Source organism: Burkholderia sp. WP42 (genome assembly GCF_000745665.1).
In the GTDB taxonomy this organism is placed as follows: Bacteria; Pseudomonadota; Gammaproteobacteria; order Burkholderiales; family Burkholderiaceae; genus Burkholderia; species Burkholderia vietnamiensis.
The window spans coordinates 90,562-116,654 of the sequence record NZ_KN050725.1; the positions used below are offsets into that span (position 1 = coordinate 90,562).

Here is a 26,093-nt window from a genome sequence, read left to right on the forward strand (position 1 = left end):
TTTTGCGCCCATAGGATTTGCCATGCGTCTGATCCAAAAAGCACTCACTTTCGATGACGTGCTCCTCGTTCCCGCCTTCTCCGACGTTCTCCCGCGCGACACCAGCCTGAAAACCAAGCTGACCCGCAACATCTCCCTGAACATGCCGCTCGTGTCCGCCGCGATGGACACGGTCACCGAAGGTCGCCTCGCGATCGCGATGGCGCAGCAGGGTGGCGTGGGGATCGTCCACAAGAACCTGACGCCGGCCGAGCAGGCCCGCGAGGTCGCGAAGGTCAAGCGTTTCGAATCGGGTGTCGTCCGCGACCCGATCACCGTTCCGCCGCAGATGAAGGTGCGCGACGTGATCGCGTTGTCGCGCCAGCATGGCATCTCGGGTTTCCCGGTCGTCGAAGGCCCGCAGCTCGTGGGCATCGTCACGAACCGTGACCTGCGTTTCGAATCGCGCCTGGACGAGCCGGTCAAGTCGATCATGACGCCGCGCGAGCGTCTCGTCACGGTCAAGGAAGGCACGCCGCTCGCCGAAGCGAAGGCGCTGATGCACAGCCACCGCCTCGAGCGCGTGCTGGTCGTCAACGACGCGTTCGAACTGCGCGGCCTGATGACCGTCAAGGACATCACGAAGCAGACCGAGCATCCGGACGCGTGCAAGGACGAGCACGGCAAGCTGCGCGCAGGCGCGGCGGTCGGCGTCGGCCCCGACAACGAAGAGCGCGTCGAGCTGCTGGTGCAGGCGGGCGTAGACGTGATCGTCGTCGATACCGCGCACGGTCACAGCAAGGGCGTGCTCGAGCGCGTGCGCTGGGTCAAGCAGAACTTCCCGCACGTCGAGGTGATCGGCGGCAACATCGCGACCGCGGCTGCCGCGAAGGCACTCGTCGAATACGGTGCGGACGCCGTCAAGGTCGGTATCGGCCCAGGCTCGATCTGCACGACGCGGATCGTCGCGGGTGTCGGCGTGCCGCAGATCAGCGCGATCGCGAACGTCGCCGAGGCGCTGAAGGGCACCGGCGTGCCGTGCATCGCCGACGGCGGCGTGCGGTTCTCGGGCGACGTGTCGAAGGCCCTCGCGGCCGGCGCGAATGCGGTGATGATGGGCAGCATGTTCGCCGGCACCGAAGAGTCGCCGGGCGACGTGTTCCTGTACCAGGGCCGCCAGTACAAGTCGTACCGCGGCATGGGTTCGGTCGGCGCGATGAAGGACGGCGCGGCGGACCGCTACTTCCAGGACAACTCGGCGAACATCGACAAGCTCGTGCCGGAAGGCATCGAAGGCCGCGTCGCGTACAAGGGCTCGGTCAACGCGATCCTGTTCCAGCTGGTCGGCGGCGTGCGCGCGAGCATGGGCTACTGCGGCTGCCGCACGATCGACGAGCTGCACGAGAAGGCGGAATTCGTCCAGATCACCGCGGCGGGCATGCGCGAGTCGCACGTGCACGACGTGCAGATCACGAAGGAAGCGCCGAACTATCACGTGGACTGAGCGCCGATGAAACCGCTGCTGCGAGCCGTGCTGATCGTCGACGCCGTGCTGCTGCTCGCGTTCGGCACGTTGTTCGTGCTGACGCCGTGGCAGGCGCTGTTCAATGCGCTGCAGCTCGCGAACGTCCAGCCGGCGATGCTCGGCCAAGCGTTCGGCATCGCGCTGCTCGGGCTCGCGTGGCTCGCGTTTCATGCGGCGGTCAACGGTGAACTCACGGCGCCCGTCGCGCGGGCGGTCGGCCATGTGAACTGGCTGATCGGCGTGCTTGCGGTCGTGTGGTCGCTCGGCACCGGCAACGGCCCGGCGATCGCGGCGGCCGGCCGCGTGCTGTCGGTCGCGGCCGGGGTCGCGCTGATCGTGCTCGGCCTCGGCGGCGTGCGGCTCGCCGCGGCCGTGCGGCGGCGCGACAAGGCGCTGGCGCTCGAGGCCCGCGGCGCGCAGCGTCCGGCCGAGCCGGCGCCGGTCGTCGTGCCGCAGCCGCGGGTCGAGCCGAGCGTCGCGCGTCCGGCAGCACCGGCAGCACCGGCAGCGCCTGTCGCACCGGCAGCAGCAGCCGATGCCGCGGCAGCGGCCCGTTCGTCCGGCAGCGTCGCGTTCGACGCCCGCCCGCCGGCGCAGGATTGACCGGCGATGCGTCGCGCGAGCCGCCGCCCGCCCGACGCCTCCGTCCATGCTATTGACGCAGCGCTTCGTGCGCTGCTTTTCTTATCATCTTCATCCCGTCCGCAGCCATGCACGACAAAATCCTGATTCTCGACTTCGGTTCGCAAGTCACCCAACTGATCGCGCGCCGCGTGCGCGAAGCGCACGTCTACTGCGAGATCCATCCGAACGACGTGTCCGACGCGTTCGTTCGCGAGTTCGCGCCGAAGGCGGTGATCCTGTCGGGCAGCCACGCCAGCACCTACGAAGACCACCAGCTGCGCGCGCCGCAGGCCGTGTGGGACCTCGGCGTGCCGGTGCTCGGCATCTGCTACGGCATGCAGACGATGGCCGTGCAGCTCGGCGGCAAGGTCGAGTGGAGCGACCATCGCGAATTCGGCTATGCGGAAATGCGCGCGCATGGTCATACGCGCCTGCTCGACGGCATCGACGATTTCAAGACGGCCGAAGGCCACGGGATGCTGAAGGTCTGGATGAGCCACGGCGACAAGGTGGCCGAGCTGCCGCCGGGCTTCACGCTGATGGCGTCGACGCCGAGCTGCCCGATCGCCGGCATGGCCGACGAGGCGCGCGGCTACTACGCGGTGCAGTTCCATCCGGAAGTCACGCACACGGTGAAGGGCCGCCAGATCATCGAGCGCTTCGTGCTGCATATCGCCGGCGCGAAGCCCGACTGGATCATGAAGAACCACATCGAGGAAGCGGTCGCGAAGATCCGCGAGCAGGTCGGTGACGAGGAAGTGATTCTCGGCCTGTCGGGCGGCGTCGATTCGAGCGTCGCGGCGGCGCTGATCCATCGCGCGATCGGCGACCAGCTGACCTGCGTGTTCGTCGATCACGGCTTGCTGCGCCTGAACGAAGGCAAGATGGTGCTCGACATGTTCGAGGGCCGCCTGCACGCGAAGGTCGTGCACGTCGACGCATCGGAACAGTTCCTCGGCCATCTGGCCGGTGTGACCGATCCGGAGCAGAAGCGCAAGATCATCGGTCGCGAGTTCGTCGAGGTGTTCCAGGCTGAGGCGCAGAAGCTGTCGAAGGCGAAGTGGCTTGCGCAGGGCACGATCTATCCGGACGTGGTCGAATCGGGCGGAACGAAGACGAAGAAGGCGACGACGATCAAGAGCCACCACAACGTCGGCGGGCTGCCGGAAACGCTCGGCCTGAAGCTGCTCGAGCCGCTGCGCGACCTGTTCAAGGACGAAGTGCGCGAGCTGGGCGTCGCGCTCGGCCTGCCGCCGGAGATGGTGTACCGCCATCCGTTCCCGGGCCCGGGCCTCGGCGTGCGGATTCTCGGCGAAGTGAAGCGCGAATATGCGGAGCTGCTGCGTCGCGCGGATGCGATCTTCATCGAGGAGCTGCGCGGCACGACCGCCACCGCGCAGGACGCGGCAGCCGGCCTGTGCGGCGAAGCCGACGTCGGCAAGAGCTGGTACGACCTGACGAGCCAGGCGTTCGCGGTGTTCCTGCCGGTGAAGTCGGTCGGCGTGATGGGCGACGGCCGCACGTACGACTACGTGACGTCGTTGCGCGCGGTGCAGACGACCGACTTCATGACCGCACACTGGGCGCATCTGCCGTACGCGCTGCTCGGCCGTGCGTCGAACCGGATCATCAACGAGGTGCGCGGGATCAACCGTGTGGTGTACGACATCTCGGGGAAGCCGCCGGCGACGATTGAGTGGGAGTGATGCGGCGCCGGGGTGCGCCCCGGTAGCGGATCGCGGCATCGGAGGATGCGAGCGCCCGGCAGGGAAGCCTGCCGGGCTTTTTTTCGTGCCGGGCGCCGCGTACCACGACATACCCACTCCGAACCAGCCAAACCCCCGCCCAGCCCGCCGCGGCGCAGCACAGCCCCAAGTCGCCCCGATCTTCACACATGCGCGCCGATTCGGCCCCTAAAAAGACAATATCGAGCAGGTCTTCGAAGAGCCTGTCATATGCACGTCACCCTGCTAGAATTCGGCTGCCGCATTTGTTCCGATTGACTAATGAGATTGCTTGACGCACTGGTCGAACAACGCATCGCCGCCGCCGCCGCGCGGGGCGAGTTTGACGATTTGCCCGGTACCGGCGCGCCGCAGGCGCTGGATGACGACCTCCTCGTCCCCGAGGAGGTCCGGGTGGCCAACCGTATCCTGAAGAACGCCGGCTTCGTGCCGCCGGCCGTCGAGCAATTGCGCGCGCTGCGCAACCTGCAGGACGAACTGCAGGCGGTCGGCGATCGTGCCGCACGTTGCCGGCTTCAGGCGAAGATCCTCGCGCTCGACATGGCGCTGGAATCGCTGCGCGGCGGTCCGATGGTGATGCCGCGCGACTATTGCCGTCGCATCGCCGAGCGTCTGTGCGAACGCGGGCTCGACGAAGCGCCCGCCGAAGCGGGGTCGATGTGAGCGCAGACGCGCTGCACGACGCGGCCCCGGAATCCGTCGGCGCTGCCGATTCCCCCGTATCCGAGCCCACGATCGAGCCCGCGCCCGCGTCTGCGCGCGACCTGCATTTCATGCGGCTCGCGCAGGCCGCGGCCGAAGAGGCGCGCGCCGCGGGCGAAGTGCCGGTCGGCGCGGTGCTCGTGCGCGGCGACGAAGTGATCGCACGCGGCTTCAACCATCCGATCGGCGGGCACGACCCGTCGGCCCACGCGGAAATGGCCGCGCTGCGGATGGCGGCCCAGCATCTGCAGAATTACCGGATGCCCGGCTGCGAGTTGTACGTGACGCTCGAGCCTTGTCTGATGTGCGCGGGCGCGATCATGCACGCGCGCATCGCACGCGTGGTCTACGGCGCGGCCGACCCCAAGACGGGCGCCTGCGGCAGCGTGATCGACGCATTCGCGAATCCCCAGCTGAACCACCACACCGAAGTGACCGGCGGCGTGCTCGCCGACGAATGCGGCGCCGCGCTGAAGTCGTTCTTCGCGGAGCGCCGCCGCGCGGTGCGCGAAGCGCGGCTCGCCCGCGACGCCGAATCGGGCGCGGCATGACCGCCGCGCGCCGCGCGCGCTGCGCCGGCCGCGGCCTCCGCGCGTGATCGCTGAACCGTCAACGATCCAGGCCCTCTAAGCAGTGTTTGACGACCCGACTCCTCCCGCCATGTCCTTCCAGCCCGCCGCGTCCTATACCATTCGCCTGCTTGCGCCGTCCGGTTATCCGCATGATCCCGACGCGATCAATCGCGCGCTCGAGCGTTTGAGTAGCGCCCAGCAGCGCATCGAGAACATCGAGGCGACGCAGCGCCGCTTTCAGCGCTTCGGCGGCACCGACGGCGAACGCGCCGGCGACCTGAACCGCCTCGCCGATCCGCAGCGGGCGCTGCCCGACATCGCGCTCGCGGTGCGCGGCGGCTACGGCGCCGCGCGCATCCTCCACGGGCTCGACTATCGCGGGCTCGAGCGCCGCCTGCGCGATCAGCCTATCGCGCTGGTCGGCCATAGCGACTTCACCGCGATCCAGCTCGCGCTGTACGCGAAGGCGCGCATCAAGACCTTCGGCGGCCCGATGCTGTCGGCGGATTTCGGCGCCGAAACGCCGAGCGACTTCACGATGCAGCACTTCTGGCAGACGCTGTCGCAGCCGAGCACGACGATCGTCGCCGACGTGCCGCAGGTGCAGGCCGTGACCGCGGCGGGCACGCTGTGGGGCGGCAATCTCGCGATCCTGTCGTCGCTGGTCGGCACGCCGTACATGCCGGACATCGAAGGCGGCATCCTATTCATCGAGGACGTCAACGAGCAGCCGTTCCGGATCGAACGGATGATCTATCAGCTGCATCTGTCCGGGCTGCTCGCGCGCCAGCAGGCGCTCGTGATCGGGCAGTTCACGGGCGCGCGGCCGTTCGAATACGACAACGGCTACGACATGGAGGCCATGATCGAGCAGGTGCGCTCGGTGATCGGCATCCCGGTCGTCACGGGCTTGCAGTTCGGCCACGTGCCCGATCTATTGACGCTGCCGTTCGGCGCACACGCCGAACTCGTCGCGAACGCGCACGGCTTCCGGCTCACGCTGTCCGACTATCCGCATCTCGGCTGACGGCCGATCGCTAACCTCGAAAGGCGGGTCTCCCGCCTTTTTCTTTAAGTAGACGCGCAACTAACCGTCGCTAATTTTCGACGACACGAAGCACATTCGCGCCGTTGCATGCACCAGTTTTGTCGACAAAATTCCCGGCAGGGTAAACGCCGTAAGCTGCCATGGATGGTCGTTGCGGCCTTGCCGTGTGCGGGTTTCGTGCGCCGCGCACTGCTCTGGCACACCCGGATGCACGCCGATTGTGCGAATTCAGGGAAAAGAATTGTTGACAATCTTTATGTCCGTCCTAGGATGAGGACCATCACACGATGCAGAACATGAACGAGCCCGATATCCCTGCGTCCGGCGCCGCCGGCCCCGAAGCGATCGCCGAGCGGATCCGCACCGCGATCCTCGAGCATCGGCTCGCGCCCGGCGCGAAGCTGACGGAGGCGCAGCTGTGCGACGTGTTCGGCGTGAAGCGCGGGACGATCCGCCAGGCGCTGTCGCAGCTCGCGGCCGACAAGCTCGTCGATCTCGAGCCGAACCGCGGCGCCTTCGTTGCGAGCCCGACGCTGCAGGACGTGCACGAGGTGTTCGAGATGCGCCGCATCATCGAGCTGGCCGTCGTCGAGCGGCTCGCGACGGGGCCGGGCGCGAAACGGTTGAAGGGCGTCGCCGCGCTGATCGACAAGGAGCGTCGCGCGTTCGAGCGTCACGATTTCGCCGCGTGGATCCGCCTGTCGGGCGAATTCCATACGGCGCTCGCCGCGCTCACGGGCAACGCGACGCTGTGCGAATGCCTCGACGGGCTCGTCGCGCGCTCGACGCTGATGTCGGCGCTGTACGAGTCGCACGGTCGCAGCCCGTGCTCGTGCGACGACCACGACGGGATCCTGGCCGCGCTGGAAGCGGGCGATTCGAAGCGGGCGGTGACGCTGATGGCGCACCACCTGCAGCATGTCGAACTGAAGATGCTGGACCGGCCCGCGCAAGGGCAGGTCGATTTGCGCGAAGTGTTCGGCGGCGCCTGAGCGGCGACGCGAACCGGCCCGCGCGCCACACGACGAGAGCAATGCAGGCCGGCGGTCAGCGCCGCCGGCCGCCAGTCCGACTCCGGGCGACGACCCGGAGCGATATCGATGACGGTGGAGCGGCCGCACGGCCGCGTCAAGGAGAAGTCATGGCTCAGTTCAGTGTGGCGCACGACAGCGCATATCCGGCGGAACAAGGCGGCGAGGGCGGCGATCCGGCCTTGCCGGACGGTTACAGCGAGCGTTTGTACAACGAAGATTTGGCACCACTGAAGAACCAGACGTGGGGCGCGTACAACATCTTCGCGTTCTGGATGTCCGACGTGCACAGCGTCGGCGGCTACGTGTTTGCCGGCAGCCTGTTCGCACTCGGGCTGACGAGCTGGCAGGTGCTGATCGCGCTGATCGTCGGCATCACGATCGTGAACCGGCTGTGCAACCTGATCGCGCGACCGAGCCAGCAGATCGGCGTGCCGTATCCGGTCGCGTGCCGCGCGACGTTCGGCGTGCTGGGCGCCAACGTGCCGGCCGTGATCCGCGGGCTGATCGCGATCGCGTGGTACGGCATCCAGACCTATCTCGCGTCGAGCGCGCTGGTGATCGTCGTGCTGAAGTTCTTCCCGCAATGGATGCCGTACGCGGACGTTCATCGCTACGGCTTCCTCGGGCTGTCGGCCGTCGGCTGGGCCGGCTTCATGCTGCTGTGGGTGCTGCAGGCGTTCGTGTTCTGGAACGGGATGGAGACGATCAAGAAGTTCATCGACTTCGCGGGGCCGGCCGTCTACGTCGTGATGTTCATCCTCGCCGGCTACATGGTGTGGCGTGCGGGCTGGCGCAACATCGGCATCAATCTCGGCGGCGTCAAGTATCACGGCGCGCAGGTGATTCCGGTGATGATCACGGCCGTGTCGCTCGTCGTGTCGTATTTCTCCGGGCCGATGCTCAATTTCGGCGACTTCTCGCGTTACTGCCGCTCGTTCGGCGACGTCAAGCGCGGCAACTTCTGGGGGCTGCCGGTCAACTTCCTCGCGTTCTCGCTCGTCACGGTAGTCACCACGGCCGCGACGCTGCCGGTGTTCGGAGAGCTGATCACCGACCCGGTCGCGACGGTCGGCCGCATCGATCATCCGACCGCGGTGATCCTCGGCGCGCTGACGTTTACGATCGCGACGATCGGTATCAACATCGTCGCGAACTTCGTGTCGCCCGCGTTCGATTTCTCGAACGTCGCGCCGCGGCTGATCAGCTGGCGCGCAGGCGGGATGCTCGCGGCCGTCGCGTCGATCTTCATCACGCCGTGGAACCTGTTCAAAAACCCGGCCGTGATCCATTACACGCTCGATGTGCTCGGCGCGTTCATCGGCCCGCTGTACGGCGTGCTGATCGCCGACTTCTACCTCGTCAAGCGCGGCCGGCTGGTGCGCGACGATCTGTACACGATGTCGGAGCGCGGCGCGTACTGGTACACCGGCGGCGTGAACCGTCGCGCGCTCGCCGCGCTGCTGCCGGCCGCGGTGATTGCGGTCGTGTGCGTGATGGTGCCGGGCTGGGAGGCCGCCGCGAATTTCTCGTGGTTCATCGGCGCGGGGCTCGGCTTCGCGTTCTACCGGTTGCTCGTGAGCACGAACGCGTGAGGAGCGCGAGATGAAGATCAAGCTGATCAACCCGAACACGACGCAGCGCATGACCGACGCGATGGGCCGTTGCGCGCGCGAGATCGCGGCCGCCGGTACGGAGATCGTCGCGGTGAGCCCGCCGATGGGGCCGCCGTCGATCGAAGGCTATTACGACGAGGCGCTGGCGACGCCGGGGCTGCTCGCCGAGATCGCGCAAGGCGAACGCGACGGCTGCGACGCGTACGTGATCGCGTGCTTCGGCGATCCGGGGCTGTACGCGGCGCGCGAATTGGCGCGCGGCCCGGTGATCGGAATCGCCGAGGCGGCGATGCATGCGGCGAGCGTGCTCGCGCCGGGCTTCTCGGTCGTCACGACGCTCGCGCGCACCTGCGGGATGGCCTGGCATCTCGCCGAGCGCTACGGGATGAAGCGCTTCTGCCGCAACGTGCGCGCGACCGACGTCGCGGTGCTCGAGCTCGACCGGCCCGGTTCGGCGGCGCGGCGCATCATCGTCGACGAATGCCGGCGGGCGCTCGACGAGGACGGCGCCGATGCGATCGTGCTCGGCTGCGCCGGGATGGCCGAGTTCGCGCACGAGATCGAGCAGCAGATCGGCGCGCCGGTGATCGAGGGTGTCACGGCGGCCGTGAAGTGGGCCGAGGCGCTGGTGTCGCTGCGCCTCGCGACCGCGAAGCGCGGCGATTATGCGCGGCCGCTGCCGAAGCGCTACGACGGCGAATTCGCGCGCTTCAGCCCGCCGGACGACGCGTCGGCGGCTGCGCCGGCAAGCGCGGGCGCGCGCAGCGGCAGCGTTGCGTCGGCGCCCGACGCCGGTTTGCCGCAACCGCACATACACGCGGTCTGACCTGCACTATCTGCGCCGCTGTATGGGCGCGTCCCGACCTTTTCGCTACACTGGGCCGTCGTCGTATCGGCCCGCGCGGCCGGCCTTCGGGCCCCGTGCGGGCCGATGCGAACCCACCATTTCAGCGAGCTTCAGCGGCACTCCGAACCCATGTCACTCGATCCCAACTATCCTCGCGACCTGATCGGCTACGGCCGCCATCCCGTGCAGGCGAACTGGCCCGGGCGCGCGCGCGTCGCGGTGCAATTCGTCCTCAATTACGAGGAGGGCGGCGAGAACTGCGTGCTGCACGGCGATCCGGGCTCCGAGCAGTTCTTGTCGGAAATCGTCGGCGCGGCCGCGTATCCCGACCGTCACATGAGCATGGAGTCGATCTACGAGTACGGGTCGCGTGCCGGCGTATGGCGCATCCTGCGCGAGTTCGAGAAGCGCGGGCTGCCGCTGACGGTGTTCGGCGTCGGCATGGCGATCGAGCGCCATCCGGAGCTCGCGCGCGCCTTCGTCGAGCTCGGCCACGAGATCGCATGCCACGGCTGGCGCTGGATTCACTACCAGAGCATGACGCCCGAGCTGGAGGCCAAGCACATGCGTCTCGGCATGGAGGCGATCGAGCGCGTGACCGGCGAGCGTCCGCTCGGCTGGTACACCGGCCGCGACAGCCCGAACACGCACCGCCTCGTCGCCGAATACGGCGGCTTCCTGTACGACTCCGACAACTACGGCGACGACCTGCCGTTCTGGATGGACGTCGCAGTGTCGGGCGGCCGCACGACGCCGCAATTGATCGTCCCGTACACGCTCGACACGAACGACATGCGCTTCGCGACGCCGCAGGGCTTCAACACCGGCGAACACTTCTTCGATTACCTGCGCGACGCGTTCGACGTGCTGTACGCGGAAGGCGACGAAGCGCCGAAGATGCTGTCGATCGGCATGCACTGCCGGCTGCTCGGGCGGCCGGGGCGTTTCCGCGGGCTGCAGCGTTTCCTCGATCACATCGAGAAGCACGAACGCGTATGGGTGACGCGGCGTGCCGATATCGCGCGCCATTGGCGTGAACATCATCCGTATCAGCCCAATCATCGAGACGAAGGGAAAGCATGAAGGCGATGCGTTACACGTTGGAGCAACTGAACACGATGACGCCGAGCGCATTCGTCGCCGCGCTGTCGGGCATTTTCGAGCATTCGCCGTGGGTGGCCGAGCATGCGGCGGCGAAGCGGCCGTTCGCGAGCATCGACGCGCTGCACGAGACGATGTCGAACGCGGTGGAAACGGCCGGCGACGCACGCCAGCTCGCGCTGATCAACGCCCACCCGGAACTGGCCGGCAAGGCGGCCGTGCGCGGTGAGCTCACGGCCGAGTCGACGCGCGAGCAGAGCGGCGCGGGCCTCGATCAATGCACGCAGGAAGAGTTCGACAAGCTGCTGACGCTGAACCGCACCTATCGCGAGAAATTCGGCTTCCCGTTCATTCTGGCCGTGCGCGGCTATGACCGGCACGGCATCATCGCGAACTTCGAGTCGCGCGTGAATCATTCGCGCAGCGAGGAGCTGCGTGCGAGCCTCGACCAGATCTACCGGATCGCGCGCTTCCGGCTCGACGACCTGATCGACGCGTGACGTCGCGCCGTAGCGGCCGCTTCGCATCACCGCTTCGCCTCACCGAACAAGGACACATCATGGCTGTTCCGCTTCTCGATCCCGCCGCGCCCGATTTCACCCGGCGCTACGTGAACCTCGCCGACCCGCGCCTCGGCGCGCAGGCGCTCGAAGCCAGCGACGACTTCTTCGCGCCGAAGGAGCGGATGCTGAACCCGGAGCCGGCGGTCTTCATCCCCGGCAAGTACGACGACCACGGCAAGTGGATGGACGGCTGGGAGACGCGCCGCAAGCGCACGACCGGTTATGACTGGTGCATCGTCAAGCTCGCGCGGCCCGGCGTGATCAAGGGCGTCGACATCGATACCAGCCATTTCACCGGCAACTTCCCGCCGGCCGCGTCGATCGACGCCGCGTACGTCGTTGACGGCGCGCCGACGGCGACCGAGTGGATCGAGATCGTGCCGTCGACGACGCTGCAGGGCAACAGTCACCATTACGTCGAAGCGCGCGACGCGCGCGCGTTCACGCATCTGCGCGTGAACATCTATCCGGACGGCGGCGTGGCGCGGCTGCGCGTGTACGGCCAGCCGCAGCTCGACTGGGCCGGCGCGAGCGCGACCGAGCAGTTCGACCTCGCGGCGATGGAAAACGGCGGCTACGTCGTGGCCGCGAACAACCAGCACTTCGGGCTCGCGTCGAACCTGCTGCTGCCGGGCCGCGGCGTGAACATGGGCGACGGCTGGGAAACGCGTCGCCGCCGCGAACCAGGCAACGACTGGGCGATCGTCGCGCTCGCGCAGCCGGGCGTGATCCGCAGGATCGAAGTCGATACGGCGTTCTTCAAGGGCAACTACCCGGACCGCTGCTCGATCCAGGCCGCCTACATGTCGGGCGGCACCGACAGCTCGCTGATCACGCAGTCGATGTTCTGGCCGGTGCTGCTCGGCGAGCAGAAGCTGCAGATGGACAAGCAGCACTTCTTCGAACCGGAAATCGCCGCACTCGGGCCGGTCACGCACGTGCGCCTGAACATCATCCCGGACGGCGGCGTATCGCGTCTGCGCCTGTGGGGGACGCTCGACAAATGAAGACGCTTGCAATCGAACCGCTGACCAGGCAAGCGTTCGCCCCGTTCGGCGACGTGATCGAAACCGACGGCGCGAAGCAGATTCCGATCAATCTCGGCACGACGGTGCGCTTTCACGATCTCGCGAACGTCGACGTGACCGACGCGGGCGGCCGCACGCTGGTCAACCTGTTTCGCGGCCAGCCGCGTGAGCTGCCGTTCGAGGTCAGGATGCTCGAGCGGCATCCGCTCGGCAGCCAGGCGTTCGTGCCGCTGAACGAGCGGCCGTATCTCGTCGTCGTCGCGCCGGCGGGCGAGCTCGATCCGTCGAAGGTTCGTGCGTTCGTGACGAGCGGCTGGCAGGGCGTCAACTACGCGAAGGGCGTGTGGCATCACCCGCTGATCGCGTTGGGCGAGGTCAGCGACTTCATCGTCGTCGATCGCGGCGGCGACGGCCTGAACCTGAACGAGCAGGACCTGCCGGAATCGCTGTGGCTCACCGAAGATGCGCTCGAGGCGGTGATGGTCTGAGCGCCGTTGCCGTAGCAGCGATCGTCGAACCAGCCCGCGCGACACGCGCGGTTTTTTTTATGTCGGTGCGCTTGGGGATCGCGGTGTGGGTGGTGGTCGGCATTCGTCAGCAACACTGCGAGGCAGTGCGGCGCACGGCCACGAACCGACACGCAGGGCAGTACGTGTGGCTCGATCGCGCCGATGCGCATGCGATCGTCGCGACGCGTTGGCGCGTGAAGTACGGTTGCCGGCCCGGTGCCGATGCGTCGATCTGAAAGCGAACGCACGGCCTCGCTGAGCACGAAGCGGACGGGGCGTCGTCGTTCGAGGCGATCGTCGCGTTTCGTCGAAGCCGACGCGATGACCGTCGCGGCTGGCTGGTGTTCGTGTCGCCGTCCGGCGATTCGCACAGCGCCGTTTCGCCGTCCCGTCGCAAATCTTCGGGCTGCAATCGTGATGGGCGTGCAGCTGGAACGAGCGTTCCGGGTCCATTCATGATGCCGACCAGGAAGCCCGCCGCGAGACGGCGGCCGTGCGACGCAACCGGCCCGTGTTTTTCCGCGCCGCATGAATCGCGCTGAGCGCGCATTCCGATCGCGCCGCGTCGCATTCTCTACGCATCGTTCACAGCAGGGCGCAGCTGTACCGTGACGACGGTCACGCATCAAGATCACATCTTCCTGCCGTTCGACGACCTCCCATGAATCTACTGCTCGTGCTGCAGCGTGAAGCGGCGCGGCTGGCGCGACGGCCGTACCTTCGCGCCTTCGCACGTGCCAAAAAAAACGGGCCCGTTTCCGGGCCCGCATCCACCAACGTATCGCACCGGCGATCACACGCCGGCTCACAGCGCCTCACTTCACCGCGCCGCCCTCGAACCAAGCGGCGAGCTTCACGCGCTCGTCGTCGGTCATGTGCGTGACGTTGCCGATCGGCATCGCCTTCAGGCGCACGGCCTGTTCGTAGATGCGCTGCGCGTTCTTCGACACTTCGTCCGGCGTGTCGAACATCACGCCGGCCGGCGCGCTGCCCATCAGCGTCGGCTTGGCCGAGTGGCATTCGATGCAGCGCTGCTGCAGGATCGGCATGATGTCGTTGACGGCGAGCTTCGGCGCGTTCGCGGCCTCGGCCTGCGGCGCGACCGGCTTCGGCATCGTCCACACGAGCGCGCCCGACAGCAGCGCGACGCCGCCGATCGGCAGGTACCACAGCTGCTTGCCGCGGTGACGTATCACGAAGAACTGACGAATCAGCGCGCCGGCCAGCATGATGAGCACGAGCACGATCCAGTTGAAGCGGTTCGTGTACGTCATCGCATAGTGGTTCGACAGCATCGCGAACACGACCGGCAGCGTGAAGTAGGTGTTGTGCACCGAGCGCTGCTTGCCGCGCTTGCCGTAGATCGGGTTCGGCTCTTCGCCCTTGAGCATCTTGTCGACCATTTTGCGCTGGCCGGGGATGATCACGAAGAACACGTTCGCCGACATGATCGTCGCGAGCATCGCGCCGACGATCAGATACGCGGCGCGGCCCGCGAAGATGTGACACGCGAGGTACGCGGCGATCACGACGTAGATGCCGACGCAGATGCCGAGCACGCGATCGTTGGTGCCGAGGATGCGGCACAGCGAGTCGTAGACGATCCAGCCGGCAGCGAGAAAGCCGAGCGCGGATGCGACCGCGACCACCGGCCCCATGTCGAGCACGCTCTTGTCGATCAGGTAGGTGTTCGGCGCGAGCAGGTAGAGCACGAAGAACAGCGAGAAGCCCGACAGCCACGTCGTGTACGACGGCCACTTCGACCAGTGCAGGTCGTCGGGCATTTCCGGCGGCGCGACCGTGTACTTCTGCATGTTGTAGAAGCCGCCGCCGTGCACATGCCACAGCTCGCCGAACACGCCGCGCTTGCGCTGGTTCGCGTCGGTCGGCGGCTTGAGGCTGTTGTCGAGCGCGACGAAATAGAACGACTCGCCGATCCACGCGATCGCGACGATGACGTGCAGCCATCGCAGCGCGAGGTTCAGCCAGTCGGTGATGAAGCCTTCCATGAAACTCCTCCAGACTCAGATCGTTGTCTTCGATGCAGGCGCCGATGCGTATGTCAGCTGCCGCGATAGGTGCTGTACGACCACGGCGACACGAGCAGCGGCACGTGGTAGTGCGATGCGGCGTCGGCGATGCCGAAGCGCAGCACGACGCGGTCGACGAAGCGCGGTTCGGGCACCTTCACGCCGAGCGACGCGAAGTAGTCGCCGGCATGGAACACGAGCTCGTATTCGCCGGCGGCGAGCGCCGCGCCTTCGAGCAGTGGCTCGTCGCAGCGGCCGTCGCTATTGGTCAGCACGGTCTTGAGCGCGCGGCGCGTTTCGCCGTCGAGCGCGTAGAGGTCCACCTTGACGGCAGCGCCGGGACGACCGTGTGCCGTATCGAGTACGTGGGTAGTGAGCTTTCCCATTCGTTGTGTCCTTATGTGAATGCGAGGTTCGGCGGCGACTCGATCCATTGACTGTGCGGCGGATCGAGGCTCCACGTCACGTGGCTACATACCCGTCGGCGAAATTGATGCGAGCGCCGTGCAGGCATTGTAAGAAGGTTCCCGCGCAAATACGGACGCGATATCAAAGATAATGCGCCGCGCATGAACGGCTGTCGACGGCCGTCCATGCGTGGCCGGGGCGCGTGTGCGCTGCGTCCGATCGCGCTGCGCCGCGTACCATATCGAAACCGTGAAGCGCAGTATTCGGTTTCGCGCATTGTGCGCGGCGCGCGCTTGCGCGATGCTGCCGCGCGTACCCCGAAGACGGCATGCATGCCGGGTAACCGGGCCAGCGCGTTCGAACGGACGCAGGCACCGGTGCGTGCCGCGCAGCAGCGTTCGAACGGCCTTCAGCGTCTGCGGGAGCGGCTCCCGCAGACGGAACGACGCGGAGAACGCATGAACCTCGAGCAGCACGCCGGCGCACGCGCGCCACAGCCATCCTCATCCCGCCCGACGACCTTGCTGGTCAAGCACGCCGACGTGCTCGTGACCATGGACGACACGCGCCGCGAGCTGCGTGACGCCGGGCTTTACATCGAGGGCAACCGGATCGTCGCCGTCGGGCCGAGCGCCGAGCTGCCCGACACCGCCGACGAAGTGCTCGACCTGCGCGGCCATCTGGTGATCCCGGGGCTCGTGAACACGCATCACCACATGTACCAGAGCCTCACGCGCGCGGTGCCGGCCGCGCAGAACGCCGAGCTGTTCGGCTGGCTCACGAGCCTGTACCGGATCTGGGCGCATCTGACGCCGGAGATGATCGAGGTGTCGACGCTCACCGCGATGGCCGAGCTGCTGCAGTCGGGCTGCACGACGTCGAGCGATCATCTGTACATCTATCCGAACGGCAGCCGGCTCGACGACAGCATCGGCGCCGCGCAACGCATCGGCATGCGCTTTCACGCGAGCCGCGGCGCGATGAGCGTCGGTCAGCGCGACGGCGGGCTGCCGCCCGATTCGGTCGTCGAGCGCGAGCCGGACATCCTGCGCGACACGCAGCGGCTGATCGACGCCTATCACGACGAAGGACGTTACGCGATGTTGCGCGTGGTCGTCGCGCCGTGCTCGCCGTTCTCGGTGAGCCGCGGCCTGATGCGCGACGCGGCGGTGCTCGCGCGCGAGCGCGGCGTGTCATTGCACACGCATCTGGCGGAGAACGTCAACGACATCGCGTACAGCCGCGAAAAATTCGGCATGACGCCCGCCGAATATGCGGAAGATCTCGGTTGGGTCGGTCACGACGTCTGGCATGCGCACTGCGTGCAGCTCGACGATGCGGGCATCGGCCTGTTCGCGCGCACCGGCACCGGCGTCGCGCACTGCCCGTGCTCGAACATGCGCCTCGCATCGGGCATCGCGCCGATCGGGAAGATGCGGGCGGCGGGCGTGCCGGTCGGGCTCGGCGTCGACGGGTCGGCGTCGAACGACGGCGCGCAGATGGTCGCGGAAGTGCGGCAGGCGCTGCTGCTGCAGCGGGTCGGCTTCGGGCCCGACGCGATGACCGCGCGCGACGCGCTCGAGATCGCGACGCTCGGCGGCGCGAAGGTGCTCAATCGTGACGATATCGGCGCGTTGAAGCCCGGCATGGCCGCCGACTTCGCCGCGTTCGACCTGCGCCAGCCGCTCTTTGCCGGTGCGTTGCACGACCCGGTCGCGGCGCTCGTGTTCTGCGCGCCGTCGCAGGCGGCCTATACGGTGGTGAACGGCAAGGTGGTGGTGCGGGAAGGGCGGCTCGCGACGCTCGATCTGCCGCCGGTCATCGAGCGCCACAATGCGCTTGCGCAGGCGCTCGTGGAAGCGTCGCGCTGACGCGGCGCGCGGAAACATGCGCGGCCGGCGTTGCGTCTTCCGGCCGTGCCCCGCCCGCTACGCTTACGCCTCGATCAACGTGCGCGTCGCTTCGGCAACCAGGCTGCGCAGCCAGCGCACTTCGTCCGAGTAATGGCAGCGTTCGTGCCACAGCTGGTAGTACTGCATCGGCGGAAAGTCGAGCGGGGCCGGCACGACCGACAGCGGCAGGAACTTCGCGTAATGGTCGGCGAACAGGCGCGTCGTCGTGAAGATCAGGTCGGACTTCACGAGCACATACGGCGCGAGGTTGAAGTACGGCAGCGTGACGACCACGTGACGCTTGAGCCGTTCGCGCGCGAGATGCACGTCGATCGCGCCGCGCTGGCCGACCGAATACGGCGTCGGCGCGAGGTGCGGCGCGTTCAGGTACTGATCGAGCGTAAGCCCGCCGCGCTTCGCGAACGGATGCGTGTTGCTCATCAGGCAAACGATTTCGTCGACGAACAGGTTGGACAAATGCAGCTGCTCGGGCGGCTCGGGCCAGTTGCCGACGACGATGTCGAGCTTGCCGTCTTCGAGTGCCAGTTCGTAGTCGAACGCGGGGCCGAGCGAGTGGAATTCGAGTGTCGCATTCGGCGCGGCCTGTCGGAAGCGTTCGACCACCGTCGGCACGAACAGCACGTTCAGATAGTCGGGACAGCCGATCCGGTAGCAGCGGATCGACGTGGCCGGGTCGAAGCTGTGCTGCTGAAACTTGATGCGCTCGATCTCGCGCAGCGCGTTCTGTACCGGCTCGAGCAGGCGCAGCCCGTATTCGGTCGGCACCATGCCGGACTTGCCGCGCACGAGCAGCGGGTCGCCGGTGATGTCGCGCAGGCGGCGCAGCGCGGCGCTGATCGCCGGTTGCGACTGGTTCAGTTTGACGGCCGCGCGCGTGACGCTGCGCTCCATCAACAAGGTGTGCAAGACGCGCAAGAGGTACGTGTCGATCGCCTCGCGTTGCTGACTCATGGTATCTCCGTTTATATGTCCAGGCTGATCGAGGGGGAGGTGGGGTATATCGTTTTTAATATGGAAGAAAATCAGCGTCAAGCGATGGATACCGCGGCCGCGAGCCGGACGGGCCTCGCGCGAAGGGCGGTACACGGGCGCGAAGACCCACGCGGACGCGCGTTGCACGCATCCGCGGGCTTCGCGCGCCGGGCTTCCGGGCGCGTTCGGCGCGTCAGTCGTCGATGCGGATGCCGACTTTCAGCGTGACCTGCCAGTGGATCACCTGATCGCCTTCGATGTGTCCGCGCGTTTCGGTGACCTGAAACCAGTGCAGGTTGTGCAGCGTCTTGCCGGCCTTCGAGATCGCGTTGCGGATCGCGTCGTCGCACGATTGCCGCGACGATCCGGTCAGTTCGATCAGCTTGTACACGTGGTCGCTCATGATGGGCTCCGTGAAATGTCCGTACGTGCGGCCGGTGCAAGAGGCGGGCCCGGCGCGCGGCCGCGCGCACCAGGCCTGTTTGAGTGATAGGTATGATGGGCGGCAACTGCAACCTTGATTGGAGGCGACGAATATCGTGGAAGTCGGATTTTGCGGACCGGGATTGATGGGCGCGCCGATGATTCGGCATTTGCTGGCGGCGGGGCACCGCGTCGGCGTATGGAATCGCGCGCGCGCGAAGGCGGAGGCGCTCGAGCAGGACGGCGCGCGGGTGGTCGACACGCCGCGTGAACTGGCCGAGCAGGTCGATACGGTGTTCGTGTGCGTGCTCGATGGCCGCGCGGTCGGCGACGTCGTGTTCGGCGCGCACGGGCTGCTCGCCGGCGACGCGAACGCGCGCCGCGTGAAACGCATCGTCGATCACTCGAGCATCGCGCCTGCCGCGACGCGCGATTACGCAGCGCGTGCGGCGGCGCTCGGCGTCGGCTGGGTCGACGCGCCGGTATCGGGCGGCGTGCCGGGCGCCCAGGCCGGCACGCTCGCGGTGATGGCCGGCGGCAACGCGGCGGACCTCGACGCGGTGCGGCCGCTGATCGACCGCTACGCGTCGCGCATCACGCATATGGGCGACGCGGGCGCGGGACAGACGGCGAAGCTGTGCAACCAGGCGATCGTCACCGCGACGGTCACCGCGATCGCCGAAGCCGTGGGCCTCGCGCAGGCGAGCGGCATCGACGCCGCGCGTCTGGCCGACGCGCTGGCGGGCGGCTGGGCAGATTCGGTACTGCTACAGACCTTCGTGCCGCGGATGACGTCAGGCGGTCATCCGTCGATCGGCGCGCTGAGCACGTTTCAGAAGGATGTCGATGCAATCGCGGACGCGGCCCGCGACACGGGCGCGGTGATGCCCGTAGCGGCGACGGTGCAGCAGGTGTTGCGGCTGGCCGCCGCGCAGGGCCTTGCCGGCGCGGATTTCGCCGCGTTCATCGACATCCTGCGGCCCGGCAACGGACGCGGCGCCGCGACATGAGCGCGGCACGGCCGAAACGGTACGCGTGAATGGCAGATGGGCCGCCCTCGGGCGGCCCATCATGCTGTGTCGGTTCAGCCGAGCGAGCGCGGCGTCGTGTCGCCGGCGTTCTGGCGTCCGAGCCCGCCGCGCAGGCTCGCCTTCGTGCCCGCACCAAACTCGGGCAGGATGCGCGTGCGGGCGCGGCTCGCGAACACGAGGAAGCCGAAGCCGTTTGCCTCGTACCAATAGCCGCCGTTCTCGAGACCGTCGAGCGGCTGTTCGAGTGCGTTGGCGATCGATTCGATGCAGCGCTTGCGGAGCTCGGCAATGGCCGGATAGGGCGGGTGTGCGCCGCGCACGCTGCACAGGAGCACGTCGAGGCCGGGCAGCACGTGGGCATAGAGGACGGGCTCGTCCTGCGCACGGGCGCGGGCAATCTTGGTGTCGAGTTGCGCGAACGGCTTCGAATGGCGCAATACCGCGAGGAACGACTCGTGGCCATCCTGTTGCGCGCGTCGACGTTTTTTCGGGAAGGACATAAACACTCGCCTCAAAAACAATTGCAAGAAATGCGGCACTTTCATGCGACCCACTCCCGGCTATGTACGCCGCATGTCGATCCTTTATAGCACACGAAAATGCTGCATTCGTGAGGTACGACGATCAATGTCTCCCGTCGACCCGCTTGCCACGATGATCGACACAGCCAGCGTCTTGGCGCCCGTACTGTCGTTTAGTCTCCATCATAGACCTGCTTTTCGCGCGCGTGCATTCGCGCGTCACAAAAAAGTGCGAGGCGTGCCGCGCCGATGAAAAAGGCCCGCACGTGGCGGGCCTGGCAGATACGGCATGACGCGGCGTGAGCCGGCGTGGTGCGGCGCTCAGCGTTGCTTCAGCGAATCGCGGATCTCGCGCAGCAGCAGCACGTCTTCGGGCGTCGCGGCCGGAGCGGCTTCGGCGGGCTTGCGCAGCTTGTTGATGAATTTCACCATCAGGAAAATGATGAACGCAAGGATCACGAAATTGATCGCCACGGTGATGAACGAGCCGTAGCCGAATGCGGCGACGCCTGCGGCCTGCAGGTCCTTGAACGAATCGGGATTACCCTTGAACGACGGCGGGATGGTGCCGAGCAGAATGAATTTGTTCGAGAAATCCAGACCGCCGGTCAGCACGCCGATCACCGGCATGATGAGGTCCTTCACGACCGAGTCGACGATCTTCGAGAACGCGCCGCCGATGATCACGCCGACGGCGAGATCCATCACGTTGCCTTTGACGGCGAACTCCTTGAATTCCTTGATTATGCTCATGAGCGGCTTTCTCCTGGTTGGGGCGGGGACAGGCGTGCCGCGACGCGCAGGGCTGCGAAGCGTCTGATCGGTGGGGTATCGGAGGCACGCCGATGGCCGCATGATAGCGAACGTGCCCCATTGTCGGTAGCCCATCTTGAGATGATTAACAAATCGATGGGCGCGCGCACTTCGATGCGGGAAGGCGCGCAGGCGGGCGTCGTGCGAGGTGTCGACGGGAACGCTCAGCTGTTGTCGTCGGTCCAGCCGTCGTCGTTGCCGCCGAGATCGACACCGCCGCCGTTGCCGTCGCTCCAGTCGGTGTTGTCGCCGCGGCCGAGGTCGAAGCCCGCATCGTTGTTGTCGGGGCGGCGGCGCTGATCGTCGACGATCACGTCGCGCTCGACCACGCGTTCGCGTCCGCCGGACATCGCTTCGCCGAGCAGCACGCCGGTCAGCAGCCCGCCCATGCCGCCGCCGAAACCGCCGCCTTGCTGCACCACGACGGGCGGCTGCTGGGGCGGGTACGGTTGCTGCGGGTATGGTTGTTGCTGATACGGCTGGCCCTGCATGCCGGTCACGCGATCGGCTTCCTGCGCATATACGGAGCCGCTGCCGTTCGCGGGCGCGGCCGGCGGCGCGCTCGGATCGGGACGGCCTTCGACGCGAGCCTTCACGCTCGCATGCCGCTGTTCGAGTTCGTCGATCCGATAGGGCGGCACCGGGCTCTTGCCGCTCGACAGCGCTTCGACCAGTGCGCGCGCATCGGTTTCGATGCCTTCGAGCTCGCCGGTGAGCGCGGCGGCGCCGGGCGCCGACGACAGCTTCGCGTCGAGTTTCAGCGGACGGATGTCGTTCAGCACGTCGGTGGCGCGCTTCAGCTGCGTGCGCCGTTCGTCGTCGGCGCGGCTGTCGCCCGCGGAGCGCGCGCGGCGCAGCGTCCAGCGCAGCACCAGCGCAATGATCGCGACGAGCAGGCCCAGCACGATCCACATGCCGGCGGACGGCCCGTGTTTCGCGGGCGGCGCGATCGGCGCGACCGAGGGCTGCAACGAGCCGGCTTGCGGCGCGGCAGGCGCAGTTGCGCGCGTACGTCCGGCATCCGCACGGATGCGCGCTTCGGTTTGCGCGAAGCGCGACGCGTCGGTGAAGCGCAGTTGCGGATCGAGCGTCCTGGCCTGCTGCAGCTGGGCGAGCGCGTCGGACGCGCGGCCTTCGCGGTCGAGCACCTGCGCGTACAGATAGCGCGCGTGCGCGTTGTTCGGATGGGCGTCGATGACTTGCGACAACTGCGTGTCGGCGCGTTGCCAGTCGCGCTGGGCGATCGACTGCTCGACCTGTTGCAACGACGGGACCGCAAACGCGGCGGACGACAGCAGCATCAGCGAGAGGCCGAGTGCGGCGAGGGATTTCTTCATGATCGAACCGGGCATGCTTGCCCGCCTCCTGGATCGGTGCGCGCCGCGGACGCTCGGCCCGCGGCGCGCGTGCCGTTACTGCGCGGGCGTGTCGAGCTGTTTCTTCAGCGCCGCGAGGCGGTCTTCGACCGACGGGCCCTTGTTCAATGCGGCGAGCTTGTCGTCGAGCGCCTTGCCGCTCGACGTGTCGGCCGAGTTCAGGCGTGCGTCCGAACGCGCATTCTGCAGCGCGACCTTGTCCTCGAGCTTCTGGAAGTCTTCCGACAGGTTCTTGCCGCCGATGCCGCCCAGGGCGCTCGCCGCGACATCCTTCGCCTGCGCGATTTCCTGCTTTGCCTGCAGGATGTTCGAGCGGGCGTTCAGATCGTTGCGGCGCGCCCGCATGTCGGCGATCTGCCCCTTCAGCTTGTCGACCGACGGTTCGAGCGTGGTCAGCTCGGCCGCGAGCGCGTCGCGCTCGGCTTCCGCGTTCGCCTGCGCGGCGAGCGCCTCGCGCGCGAGCGCTTCGTCGCCGGCCTGCAGCGCGCGCTTCGCGCCGTCCTCGTACTTCTTCACCTTGTCGTCGGCCGCATCGCGCTTGCTGCGCTGGGTCGCGACCTGTGCCTCGATTTCGATCAGCGAATTCTCGGCACGGCCGATGCTGTCGTCGAGCTCCCGCACGATCTGCCGTGCGTCGCGCGACGGATCCTGTACCGAATCGGCCGCGTCGTTCAGCAGGCCCTTGATCGTGCGCGAAACAGAGTCGAAAAGCGACATGAAATCCTCCGTGGTTTGAAAGGTGCCGCGTGAGCGGCAACGCCCGTCGCGAATCGGTTCCGACCCGCGTGAGCCGGCGGATATTACACCGCCGCCCGCTTAAATACGGCTTAATTGCGCGAGTTCAAGCGCTGCGGGTCGCGTCGATTCGATGCTTTCGCGATTGAAAGCAACGGCGCGGCGCGCAGCGCGCTGCGCGACCATGATAGGCGCAGCCTGCGGCGAATACGTTCCGCAATTCGCCGCAGTGCGGGAATTTTTACAAAAAATCGCGAAGTCAACCGGTCGATTTCATTAAAATGCGCTGTCACGTCGCGGGAACGGATCGCTGCGCCACGCGGTCTGTCGACGTGACAGTGCCACGATGCACCCACTCTGATTCATCCGCTTGCCTATCCGCATGCGTCCGAGGGCGCCACGTTCGCCCGCCATTCCGACATGCCAATCATCAAACGACCGTCTTCCTCCTCCGATCGGAAAGAACCTCACTACTCGCTGCGCCGTTCGCCGTCGGGAGCCTATTACCCCGATGACGACGAGCCCGACGACGCCCGTCGCGCATCGCGCCGCGGCGGCGGCCGCGACGGCGACGGGCGTCGCTCGTTCGGCTCGCGCGTCGCGCTGTGGTTCGTCGGCCTGTTCGCGACGCTCGCGATCGTCGGCGCGCTGATCGTCGGCTATGCGCTCGTCGTGATGGCGCCGCAGCTGCCGTCGCTCGACGCGCTGACCAACTACCAGCCGAAGGTGCCGCTGCGCGTGTATTCCGCCGACCACGTGCTGCTCGGCGAGTTCGGCGAGGAGCGCCGCAGTCTCGTGCGCTTCCAGGACATCCCCGACGTGATGAAGAAGGCGGTGCTCGCGATCGAGGACTACCGCTTCTACGAACACGGCGGCGTCGATTTCCTCGGCATCCTGCGCGCGGGCGTGGCCGACCTGCTGCACGGCGGCGCGCGCCAGGGCGCGAGCACGATCACGATGCAGGTCGCGCGCAACTTCTTCCTGTCGAGCGAGAAGACCTACACGCGCAAGATCTACGAGATGCTGCTCGCGTACAAGATCGAGCGCGCGCTGACGAAGGACCAGATCCTCGAGCTGTACATGAACCAGATCTATCTGGGCCAGCGCTCGTACGGTTTCGCGGCTGCCGCGCGCGTGTACTTCGGCAAGGACCTGAAGGACATCACGCTCGCCGAGGCGGCGATGCTCGCAGGGCTGCCGAAGGCGCCGTCCGCGTACAACCCGGTCGTCAATCCGAAGCGCGCGAAGGTGCGTCAGGAGTACATCCTCAAGCGCATGCTCGAAATCGGCTACATCACGCAGCCGCAGTACGACCAGGCGGTGAAGGAGGAGATCCACGTGCGCACGCCGGGCAACCAGTACGCGGTGCACGGCGAATACGTCGCCGAGATGGTGCGGCAGATGATGTACGAGCAGTACAAGGATGAAACCTATACGCGCGGGCTGACCGTCACCACGACGATCAACGCGGCCGACCAGGAAGCGGCCTATCAGGCCGTGCGGCGCGGCATTCTCGACTACGAGCGCCGCCACGGCTATCGCGGGCCGGAAGGGTCGATCAATCTGCCGGCCGCCGGCGACGATCGCGACGAGGCGGTCGACGACGCGCTCGCCGATCACCCCGACAACGGCGATCTGCAATCGGCCGTGGTGCTGTCGGCATCGCCGAATGCGGTCGACGTGCAGTTCGTCGGCGGCGCGACCACGACGATCGGGCCGGCCGGCCTGCGCTTCGTGTCCGCCGCGCTGAGCCCGCGCGCGAACGCGACGCTGCGGATCAAGCCGGGCTCGATCGTGCGCGTGCTGAAGGACGGCAAGACGGGCTGGCAGGTCGTGCAGCTGCCGCAGGTCGAAGGCGCGCTCGTCGCGATCGCGCCGCAGGACGGTGCGATCCGTTCGCTGGTCGGCGGCTTCGACTTCAACAAGAGCAAGTTCAACCACGTGACGCAGGCGTGGCGCCAGCCGGGCTCGTCGTTCAAGCCGTTCATTTATTCGGCATCGCTCGACAAGGGCATGGGGCCGGCGACGATTATCAACGATGCGCCGCTGTACTTCCCGCCGAGCGTGCCGGGCGGCACCGCGTGGGAGCCGAAGGACGACGATCAGCCGGACGGCCCGATGTCGATGCGCACCGCGCTGCAGCGCTCGAAGAACCTCGTGTCGATCCGCATCCTCGCGTCGATCGGCACGCAGTACGCGCAGCAGTACGTGACGCAGCGCTTCGGCTTCGATCCGGCGAAGACGCCGCCGTACCTGCCGATGGCGCTCGGCGCCGGGCTCGTCACGCCGTTGCAACTCGCGACCGGCTACGCCGTGTTCGCGAACGGCGGCTACAAGGTCGATCCGTATCTGATCGCCGAAGTCGACGACGCGCGCGGCCAGCCGCTGCAGAAGTCGCAGCCGGCGGTCGCGGGCAGCACGGCGCCGCGCACGATCGAAGGCCGCAACGCGTACGTGATGAACAGCCTGCTGCATTCGGTCGCGACGGCCGGCACCGGCGCGGGCACCAACGCGCTCGGCCGCAGCGACCTGCAGGGCAAGACGGGTACGACCAACGATGCGAAGGACGGCTGGTTCGCCGGCTATCAACAGTCGCTCGTCGCGGTCGCGTGGATGGGCTTCGATCAGCCGAAGAGCCTCGGCAGCCGCGAATTCGGCGCGCAGCTCGCGTTGCCGATCTGGGTGAACTACATGCGCACCGCGCTGAACGGCGTGCCCGAGCAGCAGATGCCGATGCCCGACGGGCTGACGACGATCGACGGCGAGCTGTATTACGCCGACCGCACGCCGGGCAACGGCTTCGTGGCGAGCGTCGACATCAACCCGGCCGAGAACGCGATCAGCGCGAACGACGCACTCGGCTCGGCCGGTGCGGCGGGGCTCGCGCCGCCGCCCGTCACGCAGCAGGAGAAGCAGCAGATCATGGACATGTTCGAAAGCAAGTAAGCGGAACACTGACGTGTCGACTGCAACGGGCGCCT

General features: G+C 67.2%; 25 protein-coding genes. 17 read left to right on the plus strand and 8 right to left on the minus strand.

Going from position 1 to position 26,093, the window contains the following annotated elements; all coding sequences use genetic code 11:
- Positions 1–22 precede the first annotated feature (22 nt).
- The 14 genes from guaB (at position 23) to EX20_RS26965 (ending at position 13,126) form a co-directional block, all read left to right on the plus strand.
- On the plus strand, positions 23–1,483 hold the full coding sequence (gene guaB / locus EX20_RS26900) for an IMP dehydrogenase (protein ID WP_011885118.1): 1,461 nt from the start codon (positions 23–25) through the stop codon (positions 1,481–1,483).
- 6 nt (positions 1,484–1,489) lie between these two features.
- Positions 1,490–2,107, plus strand: a complete 618-nt coding sequence (locus EX20_RS26905) for a hypothetical protein (RefSeq protein ID WP_034195320.1) — start codon at positions 1,490–1,492, stop codon at positions 2,105–2,107.
- A gap of 107 nt (positions 2,108–2,214) precedes the next feature.
- On the plus strand, positions 2,215–3,834 hold the full coding sequence (guaA, locus tag EX20_RS26910) for a glutamine-hydrolyzing GMP synthase (RefSeq protein ID WP_034195321.1): 1,620 nt from the start codon (positions 2,215–2,217) through the stop codon (positions 3,832–3,834).
- 300 nt (positions 3,835–4,134) lie between these two features.
- On the plus strand, positions 4,135–4,536 hold the full coding sequence (locus EX20_RS26915) for a DnaJ family domain-containing protein (protein WP_034195322.1): 402 nt from the start codon (positions 4,135–4,137) through the stop codon (positions 4,534–4,536).
- Positions 4,533–5,126, plus strand: a complete 594-nt coding sequence (gene tadA, locus EX20_RS26920; RefSeq protein WP_011885114.1) for a tRNA adenosine(34) deaminase TadA — start codon at positions 4,533–4,535, stop codon at positions 5,124–5,126. Before EX20_RS26915 ends, tadA begins: the two co-directional genes overlap by 4 nt.
- A 109-nt stretch (positions 5,127–5,235) precedes the next feature.
- On the plus strand, positions 5,236–6,174 hold the full coding sequence (gene ldcA, locus EX20_RS26925) for a muramoyltetrapeptide carboxypeptidase (RefSeq protein WP_011885113.1): 939 nt from the start codon (positions 5,236–5,238) through the stop codon (positions 6,172–6,174).
- Positions 6,175–6,482: 308 nt separating this feature from the next.
- Positions 6,483–7,187 (plus strand): GntR family transcriptional regulator, encoded by a 705-nt coding sequence (locus EX20_RS26930; RefSeq protein ID WP_011885112.1) that lies wholly within the window; start codon positions 6,483–6,485, stop codon positions 7,185–7,187.
- Positions 7,188–7,336: 149 nt separating this feature from the next.
- A complete protein-coding gene (locus EX20_RS26935) occupies positions 7,337–8,821 on the plus strand; it encodes an NCS1 family nucleobase:cation symporter-1 (protein WP_034195323.1) in 1,485 nt (494 codons plus the stop codon).
- Between the two features lie 10 nt (positions 8,822–8,831).
- Positions 8,832–9,668: an aspartate/glutamate racemase family protein gene (locus tag EX20_RS26940; RefSeq protein ID WP_034195324.1), complete on the plus strand. Its 837-nt coding sequence runs from the start codon at positions 8,832–8,834 to the stop codon at positions 9,666–9,668.
- Between the two features lie 150 nt (positions 9,669–9,818).
- Entirely contained in the window at positions 9,819–10,772 is a 954-nt protein-coding gene (puuE, locus tag EX20_RS26945; RefSeq protein ID WP_034195325.1) for an allantoinase PuuE, read from the plus strand.
- Positions 10,769–11,290: a 2-oxo-4-hydroxy-4-carboxy-5-ureidoimidazoline decarboxylase gene (uraD, locus tag EX20_RS26950; RefSeq protein ID WP_011885108.1), complete on the plus strand. Its 522-nt coding sequence runs from the start codon at positions 10,769–10,771 to the stop codon at positions 11,288–11,290. Before puuE ends, uraD begins: the two co-directional genes overlap by 4 nt.
- A 59-nt stretch (positions 11,291–11,349) precedes the next feature.
- The gene (gene alc, locus EX20_RS26955) at positions 11,350–12,360 is read left to right on the plus strand and encodes an allantoicase (RefSeq protein ID WP_034195326.1); all 1,011 of its coding nucleotides are present in this window, start codon (positions 11,350–11,352) and stop codon (positions 12,358–12,360) included.
- The gene (locus tag EX20_RS26960) at positions 12,357–12,869 is read left to right on the plus strand and encodes an ureidoglycolate lyase (RefSeq protein WP_011885106.1); all 513 of its coding nucleotides are present in this window, start codon (positions 12,357–12,359) and stop codon (positions 12,867–12,869) included. Before alc ends, EX20_RS26960 begins: the two co-directional genes overlap by 4 nt.
- 59 nt (positions 12,870–12,928) lie before the next feature.
- Positions 12,929–13,126 (plus strand): hypothetical protein, encoded by a 198-nt coding sequence (locus tag EX20_RS26965; protein WP_034195327.1) that lies wholly within the window; start codon positions 12,929–12,931, stop codon positions 13,124–13,126.
- A 579-nt stretch (positions 13,127–13,705) separates the two neighbouring features.
- Here EX20_RS26965 and EX20_RS26970 read toward each other — a convergent pair.
- Both EX20_RS26970 and uraH read right to left on the minus strand, forming a co-directional pair.
- On the minus strand, positions 13,706–14,899 hold the full coding sequence (locus EX20_RS26970; RefSeq protein ID WP_034195328.1) for a urate hydroxylase PuuD: 1,194 nt from the start codon (positions 14,897–14,899) through the stop codon (positions 13,706–13,708).
- Between the two features lie 53 nt (positions 14,900–14,952).
- The gene (gene uraH / locus EX20_RS26975) at positions 14,953–15,306 is read right to left on the minus strand and encodes a hydroxyisourate hydrolase (protein ID WP_011885104.1); all 354 of its coding nucleotides are present in this window, start codon (positions 15,304–15,306) and stop codon (positions 14,953–14,955) included.
- A gap of 480 nt (positions 15,307–15,786) precedes the next feature.
- On the opposite strand from uraH, the gene EX20_RS26980 reads away from it, so the two are divergent.
- Positions 15,787–17,199, plus strand: coding sequence for an 8-oxoguanine deaminase (locus EX20_RS26980; protein WP_034195415.1), 1,413 nt, complete (start codon positions 15,787–15,789; stop codon positions 17,197–17,199).
- Positions 17,200–17,262: 63 nt separating this feature from the next.
- Here the strand turns inward: EX20_RS26980 and EX20_RS26985 are convergent, their stop codons facing one another.
- Positions 17,263–18,192, minus strand: a complete 930-nt coding sequence (locus EX20_RS26985) for a LysR substrate-binding domain-containing protein (RefSeq protein ID WP_011885102.1) — start codon at positions 18,190–18,192, stop codon at positions 17,263–17,265.
- Positions 18,193–18,406: 214 nt separating this feature from the next.
- Complete coding sequence (locus EX20_RS26990) at positions 18,407–18,616, minus strand: dodecin (RefSeq protein WP_011885101.1); 210 nt, start codon at positions 18,614–18,616, stop codon at positions 18,407–18,409.
- A 136-nt stretch (positions 18,617–18,752) separates the two neighbouring features.
- On the opposite strand from EX20_RS26990, the gene EX20_RS26995 reads away from it, so the two are divergent.
- Positions 18,753–19,646 (plus strand): NAD(P)-dependent oxidoreductase, encoded by an 894-nt coding sequence (locus EX20_RS26995; RefSeq protein ID WP_034195416.1) that lies wholly within the window; start codon positions 18,753–18,755, stop codon positions 19,644–19,646.
- A gap of 74 nt (positions 19,647–19,720) precedes the next feature.
- Here the strand turns inward: EX20_RS26995 and EX20_RS27000 are convergent, their stop codons facing one another.
- The 4 genes from EX20_RS27000 to EX20_RS27015 form a co-directional block, all read right to left on the minus strand.
- Positions 19,721–20,167 (minus strand): hypothetical protein, encoded by a 447-nt coding sequence (locus EX20_RS27000; RefSeq protein ID WP_014723190.1) that lies wholly within the window; start codon positions 20,165–20,167, stop codon positions 19,721–19,723.
- Positions 20,168–20,509: 342 nt separating this feature from the next.
- A complete protein-coding gene (mscL, locus tag EX20_RS27005; RefSeq protein WP_011885098.1) occupies positions 20,510–20,941 on the minus strand; it encodes a large conductance mechanosensitive channel protein MscL in 432 nt (143 codons plus the stop codon).
- Positions 20,942–21,165: 224 nt separating this feature from the next.
- Positions 21,166–22,338, minus strand: coding sequence for a tetratricopeptide repeat protein (locus EX20_RS27010; RefSeq protein WP_034195417.1), 1,173 nt, complete (start codon positions 22,336–22,338; stop codon positions 21,166–21,168).
- 75 nt (positions 22,339–22,413) lie between these two features.
- Positions 22,414–23,094: a PspA/IM30 family protein gene (locus EX20_RS27015; protein WP_011885096.1), complete on the minus strand. Its 681-nt coding sequence runs from the start codon at positions 23,092–23,094 to the stop codon at positions 22,414–22,416.
- 438 nt (positions 23,095–23,532) lie between these two features.
- Between EX20_RS27015 and EX20_RS27020 the strand changes: the two genes are divergently transcribed.
- Complete coding sequence (locus tag EX20_RS27020) at positions 23,533–26,058, plus strand: penicillin-binding protein 1A (RefSeq protein WP_034195329.1); 2,526 nt, start codon at positions 23,533–23,535, stop codon at positions 26,056–26,058.
- The last annotated feature ends 35 nt before the right edge of the window (positions 26,059–26,093 follow it).

What these genes read in the sequence shown, in the direction of transcription:
- guaB (WP_011885118.1), top strand. Translation starts at nt 23, where the DNA reads ATGCGTCTGATCCAAAAAGCACTCACTTTCGATGACGTGCTCCTCGTT.
- EX20_RS26905 (WP_034195320.1), top strand. Translation starts at nt 1,490, where the DNA reads ATGAAACCGCTGCTGCGAGCCGTGCTGATCGTCGACGCCGTGCTGCTG.
- guaA (WP_034195321.1), top strand. Translation starts at nt 2,215, where the DNA reads ATGCACGACAAAATCCTGATTCTCGACTTCGGTTCGCAAGTCACCCAA.
- EX20_RS26915 (WP_034195322.1), top strand. Translation starts at nt 4,135, where the DNA reads ATGAGATTGCTTGACGCACTGGTCGAACAACGCATCGCCGCCGCCGCC.
- ldcA (WP_011885113.1), top strand. Translation starts at nt 5,236, where the DNA reads ATGTCCTTCCAGCCCGCCGCGTCCTATACCATTCGCCTGCTTGCGCCG.
- EX20_RS26930 (WP_011885112.1), top strand. Translation starts at nt 6,483, where the DNA reads ATGCAGAACATGAACGAGCCCGATATCCCTGCGTCCGGCGCCGCCGGC.
- EX20_RS26935 (WP_034195323.1), top strand. Translation starts at nt 7,337, where the DNA reads ATGGCTCAGTTCAGTGTGGCGCACGACAGCGCATATCCGGCGGAACAA.
- EX20_RS26940 (WP_034195324.1), top strand. Translation starts at nt 8,832, where the DNA reads ATGAAGATCAAGCTGATCAACCCGAACACGACGCAGCGCATGACCGAC.
- puuE (WP_034195325.1), top strand. Translation starts at nt 9,819, where the DNA reads ATGTCACTCGATCCCAACTATCCTCGCGACCTGATCGGCTACGGCCGC.
- uraD (WP_011885108.1), top strand. Translation starts at nt 10,769, where the DNA reads ATGAAGGCGATGCGTTACACGTTGGAGCAACTGAACACGATGACGCCG.
- alc (WP_034195326.1), top strand. Translation starts at nt 11,350, where the DNA reads ATGGCTGTTCCGCTTCTCGATCCCGCCGCGCCCGATTTCACCCGGCGC.
- EX20_RS26960 (WP_011885106.1), top strand. Translation starts at nt 12,357, where the DNA reads ATGAAGACGCTTGCAATCGAACCGCTGACCAGGCAAGCGTTCGCCCCG.
- EX20_RS26965 (WP_034195327.1), top strand. Translation starts at nt 12,929, where the DNA reads ATGTCGGTGCGCTTGGGGATCGCGGTGTGGGTGGTGGTCGGCATTCGT.
- EX20_RS26970 (WP_034195328.1), bottom strand. Translation starts at nt 14,899, where the DNA reads ATGGAAGGCTTCATCACCGACTGGCTGAACCTCGCGCTGCGATGGCTG.
- uraH (WP_011885104.1), bottom strand. Translation starts at nt 15,306, where the DNA reads ATGGGAAAGCTCACTACCCACGTACTCGATACGGCACACGGTCGTCCC.
- EX20_RS26980 (WP_034195415.1), top strand. Translation starts at nt 15,787, where the DNA reads ATGAACCTCGAGCAGCACGCCGGCGCACGCGCGCCACAGCCATCCTCA.
- EX20_RS26985 (WP_011885102.1), bottom strand. Translation starts at nt 18,192, where the DNA reads ATGAGTCAGCAACGCGAGGCGATCGACACGTACCTCTTGCGCGTCTTG.
- EX20_RS26990 (WP_011885101.1), bottom strand. Translation starts at nt 18,616, where the DNA reads ATGAGCGACCACGTGTACAAGCTGATCGAACTGACCGGATCGTCGCGG.
- EX20_RS27000 (WP_014723190.1), bottom strand. Translation starts at nt 20,167, where the DNA reads ATGTCCTTCCCGAAAAAACGTCGACGCGCGCAACAGGATGGCCACGAG.
- mscL (WP_011885098.1), bottom strand. Translation starts at nt 20,941, where the DNA reads ATGAGCATAATCAAGGAATTCAAGGAGTTCGCCGTCAAAGGCAACGTG.
- EX20_RS27010 (WP_034195417.1), bottom strand. Translation starts at nt 22,338, where the DNA reads ATGAAGAAATCCCTCGCCGCACTCGGCCTCTCGCTGATGCTGCTGTCG.
- EX20_RS27015 (WP_011885096.1), bottom strand. Translation starts at nt 23,094, where the DNA reads ATGTCGCTTTTCGACTCTGTTTCGCGCACGATCAAGGGCCTGCTGAAC.
- EX20_RS27020 (WP_034195329.1), top strand. Translation starts at nt 23,533, where the DNA reads ATGCCAATCATCAAACGACCGTCTTCCTCCTCCGATCGGAAAGAACCT.